Annotated in this window: 17 protein-coding genes; 14 read left to right on the forward strand and 3 right to left on the reverse strand. The window is 39.3% G+C overall.

The window, feature by feature from the left end; all coding sequences use genetic code 11:
- The 8 genes from menE (at position 1) to ABJG98_RS12990 (ending at position 7187) form a co-directional block, all read left to right on the forward strand.
- Positions 1 to 1500: an o-succinylbenzoate--CoA ligase gene (menE, locus tag ABJG98_RS12955; protein WP_348279946.1), complete on the forward strand. Its 1500-nt coding sequence runs from the start codon at positions 1 to 3 to the stop codon at positions 1498 to 1500.
- A gap of 3 nt (positions 1501 to 1503) precedes the next feature.
- Positions 1504 to 1908, forward strand: coding sequence for a hypothetical protein (locus ABJG98_RS12960; protein ID WP_348279947.1), 405 nt, complete (start codon positions 1504 to 1506; stop codon positions 1906 to 1908).
- 125 nt (positions 1909 to 2033) lie between these two features.
- Positions 2034 to 2591, forward strand: a complete 558-nt coding sequence (locus tag ABJG98_RS12965) for an RNA polymerase sigma factor (RefSeq protein WP_348279948.1) — start codon at positions 2034 to 2036, stop codon at positions 2589 to 2591.
- Positions 2581 to 3060: a hypothetical protein gene (locus ABJG98_RS12970; protein WP_348279949.1), complete on the forward strand. Its 480-nt coding sequence runs from the start codon at positions 2581 to 2583 to the stop codon at positions 3058 to 3060. Before ABJG98_RS12965 ends, ABJG98_RS12970 begins: the two co-directional genes overlap by 11 nt.
- Positions 3044 to 4147, forward strand: coding sequence for a hypothetical protein (locus ABJG98_RS12975; RefSeq protein ID WP_348279950.1), 1104 nt, complete (start codon positions 3044 to 3046; stop codon positions 4145 to 4147). Before ABJG98_RS12970 ends, ABJG98_RS12975 begins: the two co-directional genes overlap by 17 nt.
- A 23-nt stretch (positions 4148 to 4170) precedes the next feature.
- Positions 4171 to 4680 carry a hypothetical protein gene (locus ABJG98_RS12980; protein WP_348279951.1) on the forward strand — a complete coding sequence of 170 codons (510 nt, stop codon included), beginning with the start codon at positions 4171 to 4173 and terminating at the stop codon, positions 4678 to 4680.
- 4 nt (positions 4681 to 4684) lie between these two features.
- Positions 4685 to 5335 (forward strand): hypothetical protein, encoded by a 651-nt coding sequence (locus ABJG98_RS12985; RefSeq protein ID WP_348279952.1) that lies wholly within the window; start codon positions 4685 to 4687, stop codon positions 5333 to 5335.
- Positions 5336 to 5372: 37 nt separating this feature from the next.
- Positions 5373 to 7187, forward strand: coding sequence for a HAMP domain-containing sensor histidine kinase (locus tag ABJG98_RS12990; protein ID WP_348279953.1), 1815 nt, complete (start codon positions 5373 to 5375; stop codon positions 7185 to 7187).
- On the opposite strand, the gene ABJG98_RS12995 is transcribed toward ABJG98_RS12990, so the two are convergent.
- Complete coding sequence (locus ABJG98_RS12995) at positions 7156 to 8352, reverse strand: hypothetical protein (protein ID WP_348279954.1); 1197 nt, start codon at positions 8350 to 8352, stop codon at positions 7156 to 7158. The genes ABJG98_RS12990 and ABJG98_RS12995 overlap by 32 nt on opposite strands.
- 5 nt (positions 8353 to 8357) lie before the next feature.
- Positions 8358 to 9350: an aspartate-semialdehyde dehydrogenase gene (locus tag ABJG98_RS13000; RefSeq protein ID WP_348279955.1), complete on the reverse strand. Its 993-nt coding sequence runs from the start codon at positions 9348 to 9350 to the stop codon at positions 8358 to 8360.
- A gap of 199 nt (positions 9351 to 9549) precedes the next feature.
- Between ABJG98_RS13000 and ABJG98_RS13005 the strand changes: the two genes are divergently transcribed.
- The 6 genes from ABJG98_RS13005 (at position 9550) to ABJG98_RS13030 (ending at position 19858) form a co-directional block, all read left to right on the forward strand.
- Positions 9550 to 12342, forward strand: a complete 2793-nt coding sequence (locus ABJG98_RS13005; protein WP_348279956.1) for a triple tyrosine motif-containing protein — start codon at positions 9550 to 9552, stop codon at positions 12340 to 12342.
- A gap of 52 nt (positions 12343 to 12394) precedes the next feature.
- Positions 12395 to 16543 carry a lamin tail domain-containing protein gene (locus ABJG98_RS13010; protein ID WP_348279957.1) on the forward strand — a complete coding sequence of 1383 codons (4149 nt, stop codon included), beginning with the start codon at positions 12395 to 12397 and terminating at the stop codon, positions 16541 to 16543.
- Between the two features lie 100 nt (positions 16544 to 16643).
- The gene (locus ABJG98_RS13015) at positions 16644 to 17021 is read left to right on the forward strand and encodes a TraR/DksA C4-type zinc finger protein (protein WP_348279958.1); all 378 of its coding nucleotides are present in this window, start codon (positions 16644 to 16646) and stop codon (positions 17019 to 17021) included.
- Entirely contained in the window at positions 17021 to 17581 is a 561-nt protein-coding gene (gene scpB, locus ABJG98_RS13020; protein ID WP_348279959.1) for an SMC-Scp complex subunit ScpB, read from the forward strand. The genes ABJG98_RS13015 and scpB overlap by 1 nt, the downstream gene beginning before the upstream one ends.
- A 23-nt stretch (positions 17582 to 17604) precedes the next feature.
- A complete protein-coding gene (locus ABJG98_RS13025) occupies positions 17605 to 18348 on the forward strand; it encodes a pseudouridine synthase (protein WP_348279960.1) in 744 nt (247 codons plus the stop codon).
- A gap of 190 nt (positions 18349 to 18538) precedes the next feature.
- Positions 18539 to 19858, forward strand: coding sequence for an ammonium transporter (locus tag ABJG98_RS13030; protein WP_348279961.1), 1320 nt, complete (start codon positions 18539 to 18541; stop codon positions 19856 to 19858).
- Here the strand turns inward: ABJG98_RS13030 and ABJG98_RS13035 are convergent.
- Positions 19855 to 21258, reverse strand: coding sequence for a glutamate synthase subunit beta (locus ABJG98_RS13035; RefSeq protein ID WP_348279962.1), 1404 nt, complete (start codon positions 21256 to 21258; stop codon positions 19855 to 19857). The genes ABJG98_RS13030 and ABJG98_RS13035 overlap by 4 nt on opposite strands.
- Between the last annotated feature and the right edge of the window lie 2 nt (positions 21259 to 21260).

Consider the following 21260-nt stretch of genomic DNA (forward strand, 5'->3'; position numbering starts at 1 on the left):
ATGAGTGTTCGAAAAGATTGGATAGAGCGATGGGCAGAATATGCTCCCATAAAAGTGGCTGTTTCGGATGCTGAAACAGGAGATAGTCTTACGTATCGACAACTCAATAATCTGTCTAATTACCTGGCAAAACGATTGCAGGCTGAAGGTATCCAGCCTGGTGATCGGGTGGCGGTATTGTCCGAGTTTAGATTGGAATACATTGTACTTTTAGGAGCCGCAATGAAGCTGGGATTTATCATTGTTCCTTTGAACTATCGCCTTTCATCAAGAGAGATTTGCTACATGGCGAACAATTGCAATCCAAAATTGGTGATCTCAGAAGAAAAATTTAGCGCATTATTGGATTCAGATGGATTGGTAAGCAAGCCTTCCATTTACTGGGGAATGGATAATCTTTTATCTGAATTCTCCAAAGTTCTGGGAGAAGAGAAGTTCAATCCGAATGATATTAACGATGACGATCCGATTTTCATTATTTATACTTCTGGTACAACCGGTTTCCCAAAAGGAGCTATCTATTCATACAAAATGGCTTTTTGGAATGCGATAAACACACAAACACGATTGGATATAACCTCTCGGGATCACACTGTTATTTGCATGCCCCCATTTCATACCGGAGGATGGAACGTATTGCTAATGCCATTTCTTCTACAGGGTGGATCATTCACATTACTAAGAAAATTTGAATCTACTACAGTCCTGAATCTATTGGAAGATGAAGAAGCAACCTTATTTATGGGTGTTCCCACCATGCTCAAGATGATGGCTGATGATGAGTCGTTTGGTAAGGTTGGACTTGAATCTGTTCGTTATTTTATTGTTGGAGGAGAGGCTATGCCTCTATACCTGATCGAGTTGTGGGAATCGAAAGGTGTACCTATCAGACAGGGTTTTGGACTCACGGAAGCGGGTCCGAATATTTATTCCCTCCATCACGATGATGCTATGAGGAAAATTGGATCCATTGGCACACCCAATTTTTTTGTGGATGTTAAACTAATGAAACAAGACGGTACAGAAGCGAAAGATGAAGAAGAAGGTGAACTTTGGCTCAATGGCCCAGTGGTTACTCCTGGATACTGGAACAATGAAGAGGCCACTAAAGGAGCTTTTACAGATGGGTGGTTTAGAACAGGAGATATACTGGTTCGGGACGAGGAAGGCTATTACTATGTAAAAGATCGGATCAAAAACATGTTCATTTCAGGCGGAGAAAACGTGTATCCTGCGGAGGTAGAGAAGTTGCTTCAAACTCACCCATCGATCCATGAAGTAGCGGTAATTGGTGTTCCAGATGACCGATGGGGAGAAGTGGGAAAAGCCATTGTAGTGGGGCGGTCAGATACGTTATCTCAGGACGATATACTTGATTTTTGTGCTGGCAAAATAGCTAAATTTAAGGTCCCCAAATACATTGAGTTTGTGGCTGAAATCCACAAAACAGAAAGTGGAAAGATTGACAGAAAGAAGTTGAAATTATTTGTAAACACTTAGCTTATGTCAACATCTTCCCTAAGGTATAATAAGAGTCACTGCAAAATCTATCATGAACAGAATCCAAATTGTATAAGACTGGTCTGGAATGGGTTTTCTAAACCTGAAGAGTTTATGGAGGCCTGTAATTTCGCACTTGATTTATTGGTTGAGAATAAAACCAGAATGGTGATTGCTGATAATCGTAATGCATCAGTGGTAAGCAAAGAAAACCAGGCCTGGCTAGCCCAGGAATGGTATCCAATGGCTTATGCAAAGGGCTTCCGAACATCTGCTGTGATTGTTGGGGACAATGCACTGAACAAAATATCTATAAAAAAAATCGAAGACTCTCGAAGAGGAGGTGAATTTACTACTCAACACTTTGAAAGCCTGGAAGAAGCCAAAGAATGGCTCAAATCTTTATAAACTAGTACGGTCCAATTAACCTAGTTCTGAGTAAAGCGTATATCATCTAAATTTGTAGAAAAAACAGACATCTTTTTCCCGCGAATTAGAAACCTTTGATAAAAGGCGCTGTCTTTACAATGAACGTGAGCACCACACACACCATCCACAAGCACCTGATTGTGCAAAGTCAGCAGGGAGACCAGGCGGCAATGTCGTCTCTATACGGTCTGTATGCCAAGGCTATGTACAATATTTGTCGTAGGATGATGGGTGATGAAGAAGAGGCGAAAGACATACTCCAGGAGTCTTTCATTGATGCTTTTCAGAAACTACCAACGCTGAGAGAGGTCAATACATTTAGTTCCTGGATTAAACGTATAGTAGTGAATAACTGCATCAATGCAATTAGGAAAAAGAAGCTAGATACCTCGCAGTTGGAGGAAGGTTCTGATTTTATTGAAGAAGAGGAAGATGATTTTGAGTACACACAATTTCAGGCTTCTCAGATCATGCAGACGATTGATTTATTGCCTGAAGGATGTAAAGCAGTATTGAATTTGTATTTATTTGAAGGTTATGATCATAAGGAAATTGGTACGATTTTGGGTGTGACAGAATCCGCATCTAAAGCACAATACTGTAAGGCAAAAGCACGAATAAGAAAGATACTAGAAGAAGAAAGGAGTCAGTATGTTGGATAATTTAAAAGACCACATCGATACTAAGCGGGACGAATTTGAGATTTATCCTTTCAATACAGATTCTGGTTGGGAAGAGATTAAGAATAACACAGTCCAGAAGCATCAGAAAAGAGACCCATTGAAGATAACCGGGATAGCGGCATGTTTTGCTTTTATTATTGCTGGATCCATCTTTTTCCTAAATCCTATATCTCAGGCAACTAATGAAATCGCAGAATTAGAGAGATATTATAATGGAGAGATAAGTCAAAAAATAACGTTGGTGAAGAGCCAGCTTAAAGACGATCGTATATTGCAGGATTTGAACACAATGGATCACGCATTTGCTGAGCTAAAGGCTGACTTAAAAGACAATGTGGATAATCAAGAAGTGATAACTGCGATGATGGAAAATTATCAACTTAAGTTGCAGATTTTGGAAGAGATAATAAAAGAGTTAGAAAAGGAGAAGAGTGAAGAAGTGCTTTAACATATTGATTGCCATATTGATTGCGAGCCCACTGATAGCACAGGTTAGGCAGGAACGTGATTTCGAACGTTCATTTGCGGTACCTGAAAACGCAAAAGTTGAAGTTGTTAGTAAATACGGAGAAGTAATAGTTAGAACGTGGAACCTGGATTCAGTTCGATTTGAAGTTGTGGTACGCGCAGAAGGCAAAAACTCATCCGCAGTTTCAAAATCCATGTCTCGTGTGGATGTAAAATTCAGAAAGGTAGGAAGTGTAATATCTGCTGTAACAGAGATCGGTACCAGTGGAGGGATTTTCGGTAATGTTATCAATGAGGTAGGAGGTGCTTTAGGAAGCAACAAACTGAAGGTAGATTATCAAGTGTGGATGCCAAAGGGAGTGATGCTTAGTGTTGAAAACAAATATGGTGATCTATACATGGCCAATCTGGATGGTAGAGTTGATATCGACATTTCTCATGGAGATATAAAAGCAAGTAATCTTACTTCTACATTAAACCTGAAACATAGCTTTGGGAAAGCCTCCTTTGGAAAGTTGAATGACGGCATATTCACTTTGAGAGGTTCTGATATTGCCATTGATGCAGCAAATAATTTGAATATTGAAAGTGGTAGCTCAGAGATTCGTGTTGACAAAATCGGGAGAATTCAACTGAATTCACGAAACGATAAAATTCATCTTTTAGACGCCAATGAGATCATGTGCGAGGGCTCTTTCACCAATCTCACATCAGAGCTTTTGCGAGGATCTGCCAGACTAGATTTTAGCTATGGAGATATCTACCTCAGCCGAATTGTCAAAGACTTTAACAGCATCGACATCACTGGGAAATCTACTGATATTAACCTGATACTAAATCAAGCATCTTATATAAAGACTTACATCAAAGGACCAGTAGATCAAATGATACTTCCAAACAGCATGCTCACCATGCAAAAAGAAATATTTTCGGATGAGGGTAAAATATCCCTTTCTGGTTTTGTTGGAAACACCAACACTCGTCACAGTCAGCTAATAGTAGAAGCTGATGGTGGTGAGCTAATTGTCGCAATAAAAGATACTCCGATTTTCGTAGACAAAGATTAATGCACCGTCACCACCGGAAGCCCATGAAAATATTTATTCCCTTCTTATTTGTGCTGATTTCTTTTACATCAGCAGGCCAGCAATTGTACGAAAAATCCGGAGGTATCCGGCTTGGTCATACGTCAGGGTTGACCTTCAAAAAGTTTATCACAGATGATGAAGCTGTAGAACTAATTCTAAGCGGTAGAAATGACGGCATGCAGTTTACTGCGCAGTATCTTTTTCATCAACCGATGGAATTTTCTTTCAATGATCGTTTTTACTTGCACTATGGTATTGGTGGACATGTTGGCTACGAAAAATTTAATGATTTAGCAAAAACACTTTCCAATGCGGCAGGTGATGCCTTTATCTATGAAGAAAAGAGCTTCTTCACAATGGGAGTAGATGCGAGTCTGGGAATAGAATATCGTTGGTTGGAAGTTCCCGCTACATTCGGTTTTGATATCAAGCCATATTTCAACTTTATAGGCATGAGGCATACCAAAGCCAGATTTTGGGATGCCGCCATTTCATTTAAATATGTTTTCTGATACCATGAAGAAGCTACTTTACTCAATATGTATTCTTTGTTCCATGGTTTCATTTAGTCAGAAATATATAGACACCAATGACCCAAAAGATGAAGAAGTGAAGTCACTGTTGAGCAAAAACAATGATTTAAATGCCTTTGGCGCCTTAGATATTAAGGTGAGTGATCTTATGTCTGAGCGAGGGTTGCTTGTTGGCGCGTATGGCGGTTTCATTATAAATCGAAGGTATTTATTTGGCGTAGCAGGATATGGCCTTGTCACAAACGTCGAATTTGAGGGCCTTGTTCCTGGCCAAACAACTCCAAAGCAACTAAATCTGCAAGGTGGATATGGGGGAATCATGATTGGGGGAACCATTGCTCCCCGCGAACTGATTCATATTAGTATTCCGATAATACTTGGAGCGGGCTCACTTGAAGTTGTCGATAAAGACTTCTTCACGAATAATCCTGCAGACTCAGAATTTACAGTCGAAAATACAGTCTTCTTTATTGCCGAACCTGGATTAGAGGTAGAGTTTAATATCACTAAGTATTTCCGCCTCGGAGCTGGAATGACCTATAGATATATTTCGGGAACGGAACTGGAAAATGTTAAGGATGAAGATATTTCGGGAACAACTGCGATGATTAGCTTCCGGTTCGGAAGGTTTTGATTTGTGATATCTTTGGTGGGTAAACTATCTTAACGAAGTGAAACTCACCAAACTCACCTTTATCATTGTTATTTGTGGTCTATTGCCGGAAACTGTAGCCCAACAAAACGATCTGCAACGAATTTCGGTACTGATTCGAAGTTGTGATTCTCTCTTATATGATCAGCCGCAAAAGAGTTTGGATCTCGCACTAGAAGCCAACGATTTAGCAAACTCTCTTAAAGATGACTCACTCAAAGCATTAAGCTTAAATCGAATCGGGTCGGCACATTGGTCATTGGGGAATCAAATGCAGGCGCTTGAGAAGATTCAGGAATCTCTTCAAATTTCCGAATCAAACAATTTTGTAGGAATCATGGCCAAAAATCTTGGCAATATAGGTAACGTCTATGGTGCTTCGGGACTTGATTTGGATGCCATTGGCTATTACAGGTCGGAGCTGGCGATTCAAAAAACTGAAAAAGACACATTCCGTCTTTTTGCAATTAATAATAACATTGGAAAGGCATTCTTGGATCTCAATTATTTTGATTCTGCTCATCATTACTTGAGATCAGCGTCGCTTTTTCTGGATCCAAAATTTGAACATTTACATTCGATTTATTTTTTCAACCTTGCTGAACTTTCATTCAAAGAAGGGAAAAGCCTATCGGCAGATTCTTTGATAAATCTCACTATGAATAGTGCGCGGCAATTCAATAGTATAAGAGGAATTATTCGAGCAAATCAACTTCGAGCAGAATGGGATCTCTCTATGGAAAATACTGAGAAAGCACTCAAACACGCAGAGCTAGCTTTTAATCTTGCGATGCAAAGTGGTGTGAAGGAATTGATTTATATAACAAGTAAAACGCTTTCTAAATGTTATGGTAAACTAAATAGGTATCAAGAGGCCTTTGAAAAGCAGATTTTGCATGAAAAATATCTTGATAGTGTTCAAAGTATAACTACAGTAAATGAGTTAGAGCTACTTTCCTACTATCAGCGACTTTTTCAAATGCGTGTTTTGGAATCAAAGAACACCGTAAATAAAGAGCTGGCTGAGCAACGCCAATTAATTATTCAGGGATTGGTCGTAGCCCTTTTGATTGCAGCCATTTTAATTGCCATTATCATTATGGTGGTGAGAGAACTTGGAATGCGAAAACGACAACTAGAAAAACTAAATGCTTTTCGATCCAAGATTTTTGCTATCATATCGCATGATCTAAAATCACCCATACAGTCGGTTTCTTCAGTGATAGAGATGTTCAATCAAAAACTAATTAGCAAAGAAGAAATAGAACCCGTTTTACCAGAGGTAAGAGATAAAACTTCCAATCTTATGAACCTTCTTAATAATATTTTCCTCTGGGCAGAAGGCCAAATGGAAGGTGAGCATTTGAGAAAAGAATCGTTTAACCTACACGACGTGATAGTCGATTTGCAAACTGAGTTAGCAGAACGTTTGAAAGACAAAAAAATCACATTGACTTTTGATTCTACAGCGAACTTTAATGTGCATTCAGATCCTGGCATCATACGAATCCTGCTGCGAAATTTAATAGTCAACGCAATTAAATTTTCCAATGAAAACTCTACAGTTGAAGTTAATACTGTAGAAAGTGAAAAACTGAAAGTAATAGAGGTGATTGACGATGGAATAGGCATGACATCTGAGGTAAAGGAGAATATTATAAAAGGAGGTTTGGTGAGTACCGACGGAACCGACGGTGAGAAAGGAAATGGATTAGGACTTGCCTTATGCTTTGATTTTGTCAGAAGTTTAGGCGGAGAAATGGAAGTAGAAAGTGTACTAGGAAAGGGCTCAGTCTTTAGAATTATATTAAAGGATCAAAGCGATCTGCAATAACCATTCTTGGCTTTTCATCTTTATCTCTAAAAGCGATCAAAAAGAATTTCCCGCCATCGCGGAGTTTCCATTTTTTCTTAAGTTCAGAAGCTGAGATGGGATAATTACGTGTAATCACATTAATCACTCCGTCTCGAGCATATTGTTTAATGTTCTTCTTATCTGCCTCGTCTACTACTCTAAAGGTTCGCCCCGGAAATCCTTTTACCGGAACATGCTTGGTATAAAGATGGGTATGTTCTGCAAGTTTATCGATCTCAAAATCGTTAGCGATTTTCTTAAATGAGCCAGCTTTCATAATAGAGCTGTTCGGCTCAAAAAGGTATTTGTCTAAATATTTTAGTTCTATTTTCAACACCTTCTCATCGTCTAAGTAAAATGAATACGGATTGTGACCGCTTCCCAGATTCATACAACGGATTTCGGCGTCTCCCTCAAAATCAAAATCGATTAAAATCAAAAGCTCTTTGCATTCATTTTTGACAGAAACGATATGAATTTCTCTAATAGCTGGGAGAGCTTTGACAATTGATTGAATATCAAGAAGCGGAGAATACTTGACCAAAACTTTAATTGCCTTCCCTTGCAGCAAGGGAAGAAGCTCAACTATGTTGGGTGAGCACTCTTCAATTTTGAAAACTTTGCTTTTGTTTTGATCTCTTCGCGCCGGATCAACAAAAAAAATATGTTTTTCGGATGAGTCCAATTTTGCTAAAAAATCAGACGCTTCCTCTGTTAGAATTTTGGCATTTCTTCCAAGTACTTCAGCATTGTGCGTGAAGATGCTGCAGAGCTTCGGGTCTTTCTCAACATAAGTTGACTGTGCGAAAGAATCACTAAGCGCAAGGAAGTCAACTCCCATGCCGCCTGTTAGGTCAACAAGATGATTTCCAGAAACTAGCAGTTTTTTATATTCACAAGTGACTTTTGAAGAAGCTTGCTCTATGGAAAGGGGGGGAGGCATGATAAGGTCAAAGTTATTTGCCCAATCTTCCAGTTTACCCTTAGCTTTTTGTCTGGATAGAATCTGAGATGCAATGTCTTTTATTCGCTCCTTAAAATTTGTTGGAGGATTTAAAATGAGTCGATTGACATCAGTTTCTACATTTTCTGCTATGAATTGCTTTACGTCTTCTCTCTTTAGAAAATCTATAAGCTCATCCATGCCGATTAATAAACAAGGCTATGCTCGAGCATGTATTCAGCAATCTGAATTGTGTTTGTAGCCGCTCCCTTTCTCAAATTGTCTGAAACCACCCACATATTCAGTGTTTTAGGTTGGGTTTCATCTCTTCTGATTCTACCAACAAATACATCGTCCTTATCATGAGCGTTGAGGGGCATTGGGTATTCATTCTTGGCTGGGTTGTCCACGACAGATACGCCTGAAGCCTTTTCAAGAATGGCATACACTTGCTCTAAAGTATACTCAGTTTCAAATTCTACATTTATTGCTTCAGAATGCCCACCTACTGTAGGGATTCGAACACACGTTGATGTCACCTTTATGGAATCATCACCCATAATTTTTATGGTTTCGTTTACCATCTTCATCTCTTCTTTAGTGTACCCGTTTTCTTGGAACACATCAATATGAGGAAGTGCGTTCATGTCAATTTTGTGTGGATAGACTTTTTTAATGTCCTTCCCATTCCGTTCCCCTTCTAGCTGGTCAACCGCACCTTTACCTGAGCCAGTCACTGACTGGTAAGTTGAGACTACAACTCGCTTGATTTTGAATGCATCGTGAAGTGGTTTTAATGCCACCACCATTTGAATCGTTGAACAGTTTGGATTGGCAATGATTCGATCGTCAATACGCAGGATATTTCCATTTACTTCCGGTACAATTAGTTTTTTACTTGCGTCCATGCGCCACGCAGAAGAGTTATCAATTACAACTGTGCCAGCTTCTGCAAACTTTGGTGCGAACTCAAGTGAAACAGAGCCACCTGCCGAAAACAATGCAATGTCCGGTTTGGCCGCAATAGCATCTTCCATGGAAATGATTGTATAATCTTTCCCGTTATAAGAGATCATTTTTCCTACAGATCGCTCCGAAGCGACTGGTAAAAGTTCATGTATAGGGAAATTTCTCTCAGACATGATTTGGAGCATCTTTTGGCCAACCAGCCCACTAGCTCCTACTACTGCAACCTTCATATTGTACTTAAGTAAGATTCTAATTTATCTAACACAAAACTACTAATTTTATATAGCGTCGAAGGTAAGTAATGGGCTAATTGAAAGCTATTTTAGATCATCGAATAATGACATCACTGCAAACGCTAAATGTGCTAAAACTTTAGTAAGGCATGTTTCAATTCCGCTTAATAGTATCAGAAAGATTAATCGAATCAGAATGGGTAGAGTAAATATTCGCCAAATAAAAGCCTCAATTTTTTACATGTGTTTGTTGGCTAGCATGTCAATCATGGCACAAACTGGAGACTTCATTCTTACTCACCACTCACCAAAGCATTCTGAAATTGATAACATCAATTTTGAGATTAAAGCCGATAAAAATGGGCTTATATGTATTGCGAATCGGTTTGGTGTGTTGAAGTATGATGGTATTGAATGGGATTTTTATCGCACCAACTCCTCCGCACTCTCATTGGCAATCTCGGAGGAGAATATCGTATACGTTGGGTGTTTAGGTGGTTTTGGAAAATTGGATTATATCAATAACTCTTATGAGTATATCTCTATTTTATCCGGCGATACCTTATCTGAACACTTTTTACAAACGTTTTCAACTAAAGATTATGTCTATTTCCTAAGTGATAATAGCATCTATCAACATTCACCTAAGTCTGAAGAGACAATACAGTTGGCTAAAGGTGATTTTTTGAATGGATATCTATATTCCGATACGCTTTATATCAATACCTATGATGACTTGGTACTTACAGCGATCAATGGAAAAATTGATACACTTAGAACCTATACCAATCAGTGGGGATTAGTAAGTGCATCACCAAATGGGAACAATGAATTTGCGGTAGATCTGGAAGGTGGATTGTATCAGAGAAAGCAAGGAGAAATGAAACCACATCATCATTACAATCGCTTGCAGGAAGCGGATGTTGTGATTACTGATTTGGAATGGGTAAACGATTCGCTCGTTGCCTGCTCGACTATTGAATCTGGTGTTTTCTTTTTGCATGTAAATGACTCATCGTATTTTGAAGTAACAGATTATCATTCTGGTCTGCCTGACAATGAAATCCATGATTTGTACGCTGATAATAATCAGGGGGTTTGGGTTGCACACGAGTTTGGACTGACACGAATCGCTCCACTCTTCCCAGCATATAGCTACACCAATTTTCCAGGCTTGGAAGGTAATTTGATTGAGGTTCAGCGCATAAGGGATGATCTATGGATTAATACAAGTCTGGGTGTCTACTACTTTTCACAAGACACCTCGTATCGAAGTAGAGTAATCATTCAAAAGGTTGATAAGAAACAACCAAGTAAATCCACTACTAAGCAGTCAAATGTTCAAGCTAAAGCTCCTGAACCTGAAGAAGAAGAGATACAAGAAGAAGAGGAGGAAACAAAGAAGAAGAAGAGAAAGAAGAAAGGGTTTTTAAATGGACTCTTTAAGAAAAAAGATCGCGCTAATGATACTGGAAAGTCAGGAGAAAAAGAGGGCTCGTTTAAGAAGAAATTCGATTCAAATTCGATTCAAAGTACTTCCGTAGTGAAAGGTAAAACGGATAGATCTCAATATATCAGAAGAGTAGAAAAGGTAGTGACTGGTGTGAGTTATCAATTCCATCACGTGCCAGGAACTGATGGTAAGTTCCGGCAGCTGCTTGAAGCAAAGGATCGAATTCTAGCTACTAGTCATACTGGCATCTATGAGATTACAAGAAATTCAGCTCAATTGGTGATAAATGAGGCTATTCGATATGCATACCTGGTACCAGAGAGCAACCAACTAATTATTAGTACTGAGCGTGGAATTCTAAAGTATTACGAGCTCATAACTGATATATGGACTGAAATATCGGGGCAAGCTTTTGAAGACATAATTCTCAATGTTTATATGGATCATGCCGGTGATATATGGCTTGCAGGCACATCACATATTTATCAAGGGAGTATAACAGATGAAGGCTTTGAAATTGCACACAGCTATGAGATCAATAATAAGTTTTATGACGAATTGAGCATCTGGGAACATTCCAATGTACTTTATTTCATTAATTCTCAAGGATATTTTAAGCTCGACCGTGAGAAGGATCGCATTGTAAAAGACCGGGAGCTGGAGAAAGAACTTGGTAGTCCACATCACCATTTACATAATGAGAAAAGTAGAGTGTGGTTATATAATGGTAAAATTTGGCATCTATTGCTTCCAGATGGCAGTATCAACGCATTTCAATACTTAGGTGTTTTTCCTAATCTTAAATACATCAATTATGATGAGAAACTTGATAGGTATTGGCTGATTACGGATGATAACCAATTGTTGGCCTATTCTGCTCGTCAGATTCCCGAATTGCACAAGTCCTATTCCATTTTCGTAAAAAGATTACTCAGCGTGAATGGCGAAATGAGAGTGAGTAAGAAAATTCAGCTGTCTCATGATCAAAATACACTAAGCGTTGAATTGTTGAAGCCAGATTATGTAGGTCTTTTAAATCCTGAATACCAATATAAACTTGAAGGGTTAAATCCGGAATGGTCTAAATGGACACATGCCAATTTGATTGACTATAGTTATTTACCTCCGGGAGATTACAAGCTTAAAGTCCGCGTACGAGATGCCTTGGATCAAATAGATGAAGCAACTTTGCTGGAATTTACCGTAGAAACACCCTACTGGCAGAAGCCATGGTTCTATGCGGTACAGGCCTTGATTCTTGCCATAATGATAGCTATTTCCTCAAGGTTGAGTGAATCAAACCCCGTCAACCGTTTTGTTAAGCACGGTTTGAGTATTTTAACTTTGGTTATAATCATCCAATTTATGCAGGCACTTATAAGCACCTTTTTAACTTTCGAAAGTACGCCCGTTATGGAGTTCGCATTTGATGTGGGTATAGCAGTGATGGTTTTTCCAATGGAATGGGTGTTAAGAAAGTTGATATTGGATGGTGGACTGAAAGTATCAGGAACAAGAGCTACGACCGAGCTCTAGGAAGTTATCATTATCAAACTCTACCTTTACGATAGACTATAAAGTTGAAATTATGAGAGAGATCTTATGCATGATTTCTTTAGTACTTAGTTTGTCACTAATAGGGCAAATTACTGACGATTTTAGTGATGGAGATTTTACCACAAATCCTGCGTGGAGTGGAACCAGTACTTTTGGAACGGATGATGCGTTTGACATAGTCGAAGCTGACAATCAATTGAGAAGCCAAGATCTTAATTCTGGCTCTGGAACTAGAAGATCGTACCTAAGTACACCCAATTCATTAGATCTTTCTTCTTCATCTGCTGAATGGGCATTTAGAATGAGGATAGCTTTCTCTCAACCCGGGTCAGCATCAACAAACTCCAATAATACTTCCAGGGTTTACTTAATGAGTAATTCTTCTGATCTTAATGGAGATGTTAACGGATACTATGTTGAGCTTCGGTATCCAGATTCTGATGTCAATGAAGTGCGGTTATATCGGCAAGATGCAGGAACCTCCACTGAGCTGACATTATCAGGAACAATTCAACAGTTAACTTCTCAAGCTTTCGTCGATGTAGCAGTAAGCAGATCCGAACTAGGCATTTGGGAAGTTGAGGTAAACTCAACGAGTCAAGGAAATTCCACTGATAATACCTACAATTCGGCCACTCATTTTGGGTTACAAATCAGATATACTGCTAATACACGAGATAATGGATTTTATTTTGATGATTTTGGTGGAACTGTTACCCCAGTTGCTGACACCGATCCCCCCATCATCCAATCAGTAACGGCCATTTCTGAAACAGCAGTAGAAGTTCAGTTTGATGAAGATGTAGACCTTACCACCGCCCAAAACATAGGAAATTATGCATTAGACGGGTCTGTGTCAATAAGTAATGCAGTCCTTGATGGTGCTGATAATTCACTTGTGCATCTCACGACTTCTGCATTAACAAATGGGAGTACATACAATATCACCATAAATAATGTTGAAGATCTAAGTGGAAATATAATTGTTTCGGATAGTCAAGATAGCTTCCAATACCTGGTTTTTGAGGAAGCTGTAGCGTTTGATGTAGTGATCAACGAGTTTATGCCAGACCCTAATCCAGTTGTCACCACACTTCCAGACGCAGAATATATAGAGCTTTACAATCGGTCAAACAAATATTTCAATTTACAAAATTGGACGCTTGATGGGCAATCATTGCCGACGTTCACACTGGCACCGGATGCATATGTGATAGTAGTTGAAGATGATGATGTAGGTTTATTCGGAGCTTTTACAGACGTTATTGTAATAACAACTTTAAGCCTAAACAATACGTCCCTGGATAACATAGTTCTGGTAGACGATAATGCTACAGAGATACATTCCAAATCGTTTGAAGGTTCTACAGGTGGTATCTCAGCGGAGCTTATCAACCCGAATGGACCTGACTACTCAGATAATAATTACGGATTGAGCATAGATCCAGATGGTGGTACACCAGGTGAACCAAATTCCATTTTCGATGATACACCTGATACGACTCCACCCACGATAGGATCAGTTGCTGTTGTTTCTAACACAGAGCTAGCTATTACATTTAGCGAAGTATTAGATCAAACTTCTGCAGAGAATATTGCCAATTATTCCATCGATGGCAGCATCTCGGTTATCTCGGCTACTTTGGATATTTTAGTTAATCAACTGGTCCATTTAGTTGTAGAGCCATTGGTTTCTGGAGAAAATAGAACTTTATCCGTTAATGGAGTGCAGGATTTGTCCGGAAATGTGTCTTCCGACGCTGAACAATTTGAATATATAGAGACAGAAGAGGCACTGATAGGAGATGTTTTAATCAATGAATTTCTGTCCAATCCAGTGAATAACAACGATGACTTCATAGAGCTTTACAACAATTCGAATAAGTTTATCGATATGGTTGGTTGGAACATCAGTGACGAATCGTCGACTTCTGAAGATTTACCGTCATTTATTCTTCGACCGGAAGAGTATTTGATCATTTATGATGAAGATGCTTCCATAGATTATTCCGCATTCGGAAACACTTTATCAATAGCCAGTCTCACTCTCAACAACTCAGATGATCAGATAGAAATTACGAGTGCCTCAGATGTTCAAATCGCTTTTTTAGCGTACGAAGAAGGACAAGATGATGGGATTTCAATGGAATTGATTAATCCAAATGATCCATGCTTGGCTCTAGACAGTTACTTACCTTCAGTTGATATTTCTGGGAGCACACCCGGACGAGTAAATTCTGTATTTAATGACTCACCTGACACCGAGTCCCCAATAGTGCAGTCATATAATTTTAGCACTAACCTCATCATTAACTTTTCAGAAGTCATGGATGCGGTCAGCTTGGCGAGTGGGACTTATTCAATTTCCAATGGAGTTACCATAAATCAAGTGAACGTTGTGGGAGAATTTCCAACTGCTATTGAAATTTCATTTAATCAAACTATCGAAGCTGGTGTACTCTATGACTTTACTCTTTCAAATGTGACCGATTGTGCTGGAAATGAAATACTAGAAACAACTATTCCCTTTGGTGTGGGAAGAGCACCTTCATTTAATGAGTTGATTATCACAGAAATAATGTTTGACCCGGATCCTCAGGTAGAATTACCAAACCGGGAGTTTGTAGAGATTTATAATGCAACAACCGACATTTTATCCATTGCTGGGATCAGTTTTACGGATGCTAGCTCAACTGTGAGCCTTCCAGCTAGCATGTTGAATCCTGGTGAATATTATGTCTTAACTACTACTTCTGCAGCTTCAGAATTTTCGGGCAATGTAATAGGCGTCTCAGGTTTTCCATCGCTAAACAACAGCGGAGAGCAACTCATAATTTCAATGAACGATGAGTTGATATTTTCATTGAAATATGATCCAAGCTGGCATAGTGAGGATAAAGCAAGTGGAGGCTACTCATTAGAAATGCGTGACATTACAAACCCATGCCTGGAAGATGGGAACAATTGGGTAAGCTCTCAGAATATTGGAGGTGGTACACCTGGTATGATTAACTCAGTTTCTGAAGTTATCCCAGACAATTTCGGACCTGAAATCGTTTCTGCAATTGCGATTTCATCGGACTCGATCCTGGTTCTCTTTGATGAGAAGATAGACCCAGAAAGTGTTAACTCAGTGGTCGCAACACTTGATCCATCTGTTGATGTTGAGCAGATATTATTCAATGTGAATAATCCGACGGCAATCTCTATTTCCCTGAGTTCTGATTTGGAGCAAAGTATAGCTTACTCTTTAATCATTACAAATGTGATTGACTGTGTTTCTAACCAAATTCAACCAGGAGAAGCAGTTTTTGCGCTACCTGTTCAAGCTGATGTTGAGGATATTAAATTGAGTGAAGTACTGTTTAATCCACGATCCAATGGCGTGGATTTCGTTGAAGTCTATAATGATTCTGAAAAGTATATAAGTCTAAAAAACTGGAAGTTGGGAAATTTAGATGAAGAGGGAAACGTTGATGATATTGATGTCATTACTACTAATGAGCTAGTAATTGCCCCTAACGAATACCTTGTGTTCACAACTGATAAAAATATCTTGCTGTCCAATTATCCAAAAGGAAGCTCAGTCAATTTTTTTGAAGTGACAACCATTCCTTCTTATCCTAATGATCAAGGCACTGTACTTTTGATTGATCAGTCTGAAACAGTGGTAGAAACCTTTACCTATACAGATGATTACCACTACAATCTGCTAGAAAGTGTAGATGGTGTTTCACTAGAGCGTGTTTCCTTTGAGGAATCGACCAATAATGGGAACAATTGGCGATCTGCAAGTAGTACAGAAGGATTTGCAACACCCGGCTATGCTAATTCTCAATCATTCAAGAATGATACTCCAGTTGGAAGGGTTACTGCTAGTCCAGAGGTCTTCATTCCAGGTAATACAGGTTCAGGACGTGATTTTACGACAATCAATTACCAATTTGATCAACCAGGACAGTTTGCAAACGTTAACATCTACGATCAGACAGGAAGGTTGGTAAAGCATCTTGCACAAGGAGTTTTGCTATCCACAAGTGGATTTTTGCGATGGGACGGGGATACCAACGATGGAAAAACAGCTCGTATGGGTTACCATTTGATCATATTTGAAATATATGATAGTAGCGGAAATTCTGAAATAATTAAGGAAACAGTTGTAGTTGGTAGAGATTTCTAGCTCAGACAAAGCCATTAGGATTTATCCAATTATTTTTTGTGCTTCTTCCTGAGTATTTTCGCTTGATTTTTACGTTGTTAGATTATAAACTTCACCTACTATGAGCGAAAAGACTAGATACTCTGATGAAGAACTCAAAGAATTTGAAGATCTGATTCTTCAAAAGCTTGAAAAAGCAAGAGAAGAGCTCAGCACACTTAAAGGCTCACTTACTCGAGAGTCTGATGATAGCGGCGATAGTTTTTCTTCCGTAAAAACACTTGAAGATGGTGCTGATACTGCAGAAAAAGAACACCTAAGCCAGCTTGCTGGTCGTCAGCAAAAGTTTATCAACAATCTTGAAAATGCTCTTGTACGAATCAAAAACGGAACATATGGCATATGTGTGGATAGCGGAAAGCTAATTTCGAAGGAAAGACTAAGAGCAGTTCCTCATACAACTCAAAGTATTGATGCGAAGCTGAACAGACAATCATAGTGGATTATCTGGCTAATCATATACAAGCCTTAGTTTTTTGTTCGCCAAAACCAATCACTGAGGAAGAAATACAGGATTGCCTGAAGGAGATGTTTGATGCAGATGTTCCCGTTGATGACATAGCCACAGGAATAAATACAATCGAAGAAAAGTTCAGAAGCGATGATTTTGCAATGGAATTGGTAAAATCTGGAGGAGGTTATCAATTCTTAACCAAACCTGTATATCAGGCCAGTATTGGCATTTTGCTGAAGCAACAATCCAAAAAAAGACTTTCAAATTCTGCTTTGGAGACGCTTTCCATTATTGCGTACAAGCAACCTATTACAAAGAGTGAAGCAGAACAAATAAGAGGTGTAAGTTGTGATTACTCGATTCAAAAGTTGTTGGAAAAGGAGCTCGTTGAAATCAAAGGCAAATCTGAAGGTGTAGGTAGGCCAATCTTGTATGGCACAAGCCAAAAATTCATGGATTACTTTGGGATAAACGATTTGAAAGAGCTACCTACACCAAAAGACTTCAATACCGAGGAAAATGCAATTGGTGAGGAGAAAGAATAACGTTAGATGAACTAACCACCTTCATGAAACGACCCAACAAAAAGGAAACGCACAAGCCTGCAGAGGTTCGATTGAATCGCTTCATTGCTAATGCAGGGATTTGCTCTCGAAGGGAGGCAGATAACCTAATCTCTGCTGGTCAAGTTAAGGTCAATGGTAAGGTGATTACCGAGATGGGCTACAAGGTAATAATGACCGACACAGTTGAGTATAAGGGGAAAAAGCTGAAATCTGAAACTCATCAGTATGTATTATTAAATAAGCCAAGAGGCTTTGTTACCACCACTAAAGATCCGCATGCGAAGCGTACTGTGATGGAACTCGTTTCCAAAGCATGTGATGAAAGAATTTATCCTGTAGGAAGATTAGACAAAGAGACCACTGGATTGCTGCTATTTACCAATGATGGTGACACTGCTAAGAAGCTAACACATCCATCACATAAAGTAAAAAAGATCTATCAGGTAGAGTTAGATAAATCAATTACAAAAGATCATTTCGAATCTATTTTGAACGGTGTCACTTTGGAAGACGGACCTGCTACTGTTAATGAGCTTGCGCTTTTAGGCGATGATGGTAAGGTCTTAGGAATAGAAATTCACATTGGCCGCAATAGAATTGTTCGCCGAATATTTGAACACTTAGGTTATACTGTTAAGAAGCTGGACAGAGTCATGTTTGCTTCCTTAACCAAAAAGAACCTGCCGCGGGGCAAATTCCGACACTTAAGTCCAAAAGAAGTAATGGGCATTAAAGGAGTTAAATAGCGGATTTTAGTAGTTAAAAATTTTTCAACAATCAGACCTTTAAAATAGTAAAAATTTATTTTAAGGGTCTTTTTTTATACCTATAATTAATGAAATGTAAACTTTCATCTATTATGATATAAAAACAAAGCCTGCTAAGCATATTTTTTTACAAGTGGTTAATTTAGAAGATGGATTTTAAGCCGCTATTATGAAAGAATTTAGATTTAAGAGAGTTTTGCTTTTTATTTCTGTCATACAACTACCTATTTTGTCTTTTGCTGAAGATGGGGGCGCGATAGATACAGGAAATACGGCATGGATGCTCATGTCCACGGCATTAGTGATGCTGATGACTCCCGCAGGCCTTGCATTATTTTACGGAGGACTCACGCAGAGCAAGAGCGTGTTGAATACAGTAGGAATGAGTTATGTGGCCTATTTAATAGGATCGCTAGTTTGGGTAATCATTGGATACTCATTGGCTTTTTCACCAGGAAACGAATTTATTGGAGGTCTTAATTATTTACTGCTTAATGGTATATCTGTCACAGATATCGTTGATGGCGCCAACATCCCTAAGCTACTTGATGTTGCTTTTCAAGGAACTTTTGCTGCCATAGCTCTGGCTATCGTAAGTGGTTCCGTAATTGAAAGGATAAGATTCTCTACTTGGATGTGGTTTTCGATGCTTTGGATTATTGTTGTCTATGCACCCATTTGTCATTGGGTATGGGGATCAGAAGGATTCCTTCACGGCGATTTAGACTTTGCCGGTGGTACAGTCATTCATATCAATGCGGGCGTCTCCGGACTTATTCTTGCTTTACTTGTAGGAAGACGTGTCAATTTGCATGAGGAGAGAAGGCCTTCATCAATTAAGTTTATGATTTTAGGTTCAGCTCTCTTATGGTTTGGGTGGTTCGGATTCAATGGTGGCAGTGCTTATGGAGCAAACGCATCAGCAGCGAATGCCTTGTTAGTTACAAATGTTGCGGCCTGTGCAGGAGGTATTGTTTGGCTTTTAATTGAAATGTTAATAATTAAAAAGCCAACATTAATTGGGGTTGCTTCGGGAGCAATATCCGGACTTGTGTGTATCACACCTGCAGCAGGATTTGTTGGAGTGCCTGGCGCATTAATTCTTGGTGCTGTTGGGAGTGTGATTGGATACCTCGGAGTTGTGAAACTAAAAGAATACTTTGGGCACGATGATACATTAGATGCTTTTGGAATGCACGGTCTGGTTGGAATTGCCGGAGCATTGCTTACAGGATTACTTGCTAATCCAGCGATTGATCCATTATCAGCAGGGGTATTCTATGGAAATCCTGGGCAGTTTTTTATTCAACTTAAGTCAGTAACTGCGACGATATTATATTCAGGTGTAGGGACTTTCATTGTGTACAAAGTGGCAGCATACTTTACCAAAGGGGGAAGGATTACTGAAGATATGGAACTTGAGGGGATGGACATTGGATATCATGGAGAACAGCATATGGCTATAGAGAAAGAGATGCTATCAGGCTAATTTTGGGACGAAAGAAACTCATGTACAGCTGAAGCTGCTTGACGGCCTTCAGCAATGGCCCAAACTACAAGAGACTGACCCCTTCTCATGTCTCCGGCAGCAAATATTTTTTCTTTGCTGGATTGAAAATTAGACGTTTGTACATTGCCACGTTCATCTAAACCTACATTTAATTGTTCTAGCAATCCTTCTTTCTGTGGGTGAATAAATCCGGCGGCTATAAGCGCCAAGTCAGCAGGGATGATGCGTTCAGAGTTTTCCTTCTCTTTCAGTTTTCCATCTGTAAATATCACATCAACTACTTTTAATCCAGTTAGATTTTTTTTAGTGCCGACAAACTCTTTGGTAAGGATAGCCCAATCACGTTCACAACCTTCCTCATGAGAAGAAGAAGTTCGTAAAATCATCGGCCATTCGGGCCAGGGATTAATTTCAGATCGTTTCAATGGTGGTTTATCCATTATTTCGATTTGAAGTACATTTTTAGCCCCTTGTCTAATGCTGGTACCTACGCAATCTGAGCCTGTATCCCCACCGCCAATTACCACAACCTCTTTGCTATGAGCAGATATTTTATGATCTACCGTCGTTCCTGATACTTCTCTATTTTGCTGAGTGAGAAATTCCATCGCAAAGTGTACACCCTTTAGTTCTCTTCCGGGAATAGTCAAGTCACGAGGAATTGTACTGCCACCACTAAGTAAAACTGCATCATAGTTTTTCAAAAGGTCTTCCCCCGATACATCTACGCCTACATTGGTTCCCGTCTTAAAAATGATTCCTTCTTTTTCAAGAATATCAATACGTCTATCAACTAGCTCTTTGTCTAGTTTGAAATCCGGTATACCAAATCGCAGCAATCCGCCGGCTTTTTCATCACGTTCAAAGACTGTCACTATGTGTCCCTTTTGATTTAATTGATCTGCTGCTGCCAGTCCAGCAGGTCCAGAACCAATGATGGCTACTTTTCTCCCTGTTTCAGCTTCTGGTTTGCGGATAACTTCCCACCCCATTTCAAATGCTTTTTCTGAAATGCTTTTTTCAATATGCTCGATAGTTACAGGAGGGTGATTGATTCCTAGTACGCAAGAACCCTCACAAGGCGCAGGACAAATTCGTCCAGTGAACTCTGGGAAATTATTGGTTGACTTGAGGATTCGATAGGCTTCTTCCCATTCATTTCTATACACTGCATCATTAAAATCCGGAATTTTATTGCCCAATGGGCAAGCTGAGTGACAAAACGGAACACCACAATCCATGCACCTGGAAGCTTGTTGAGAAGTTTTCTCTTCGGAGAATTCCAATTCAAATTCTGCATACTTCTTTATTCGCTCAGTTGTTGACTCATTCATCGGCAACTCTCTTTCGAATTCAATAAATCCTGTTGGCTTTCCCATTT

The organism is Ekhidna sp. (assembly GCF_039960695.1).
GTDB lineage: Bacteria > Bacteroidota > Bacteroidia > Cytophagales > Cyclobacteriaceae > Ekhidna.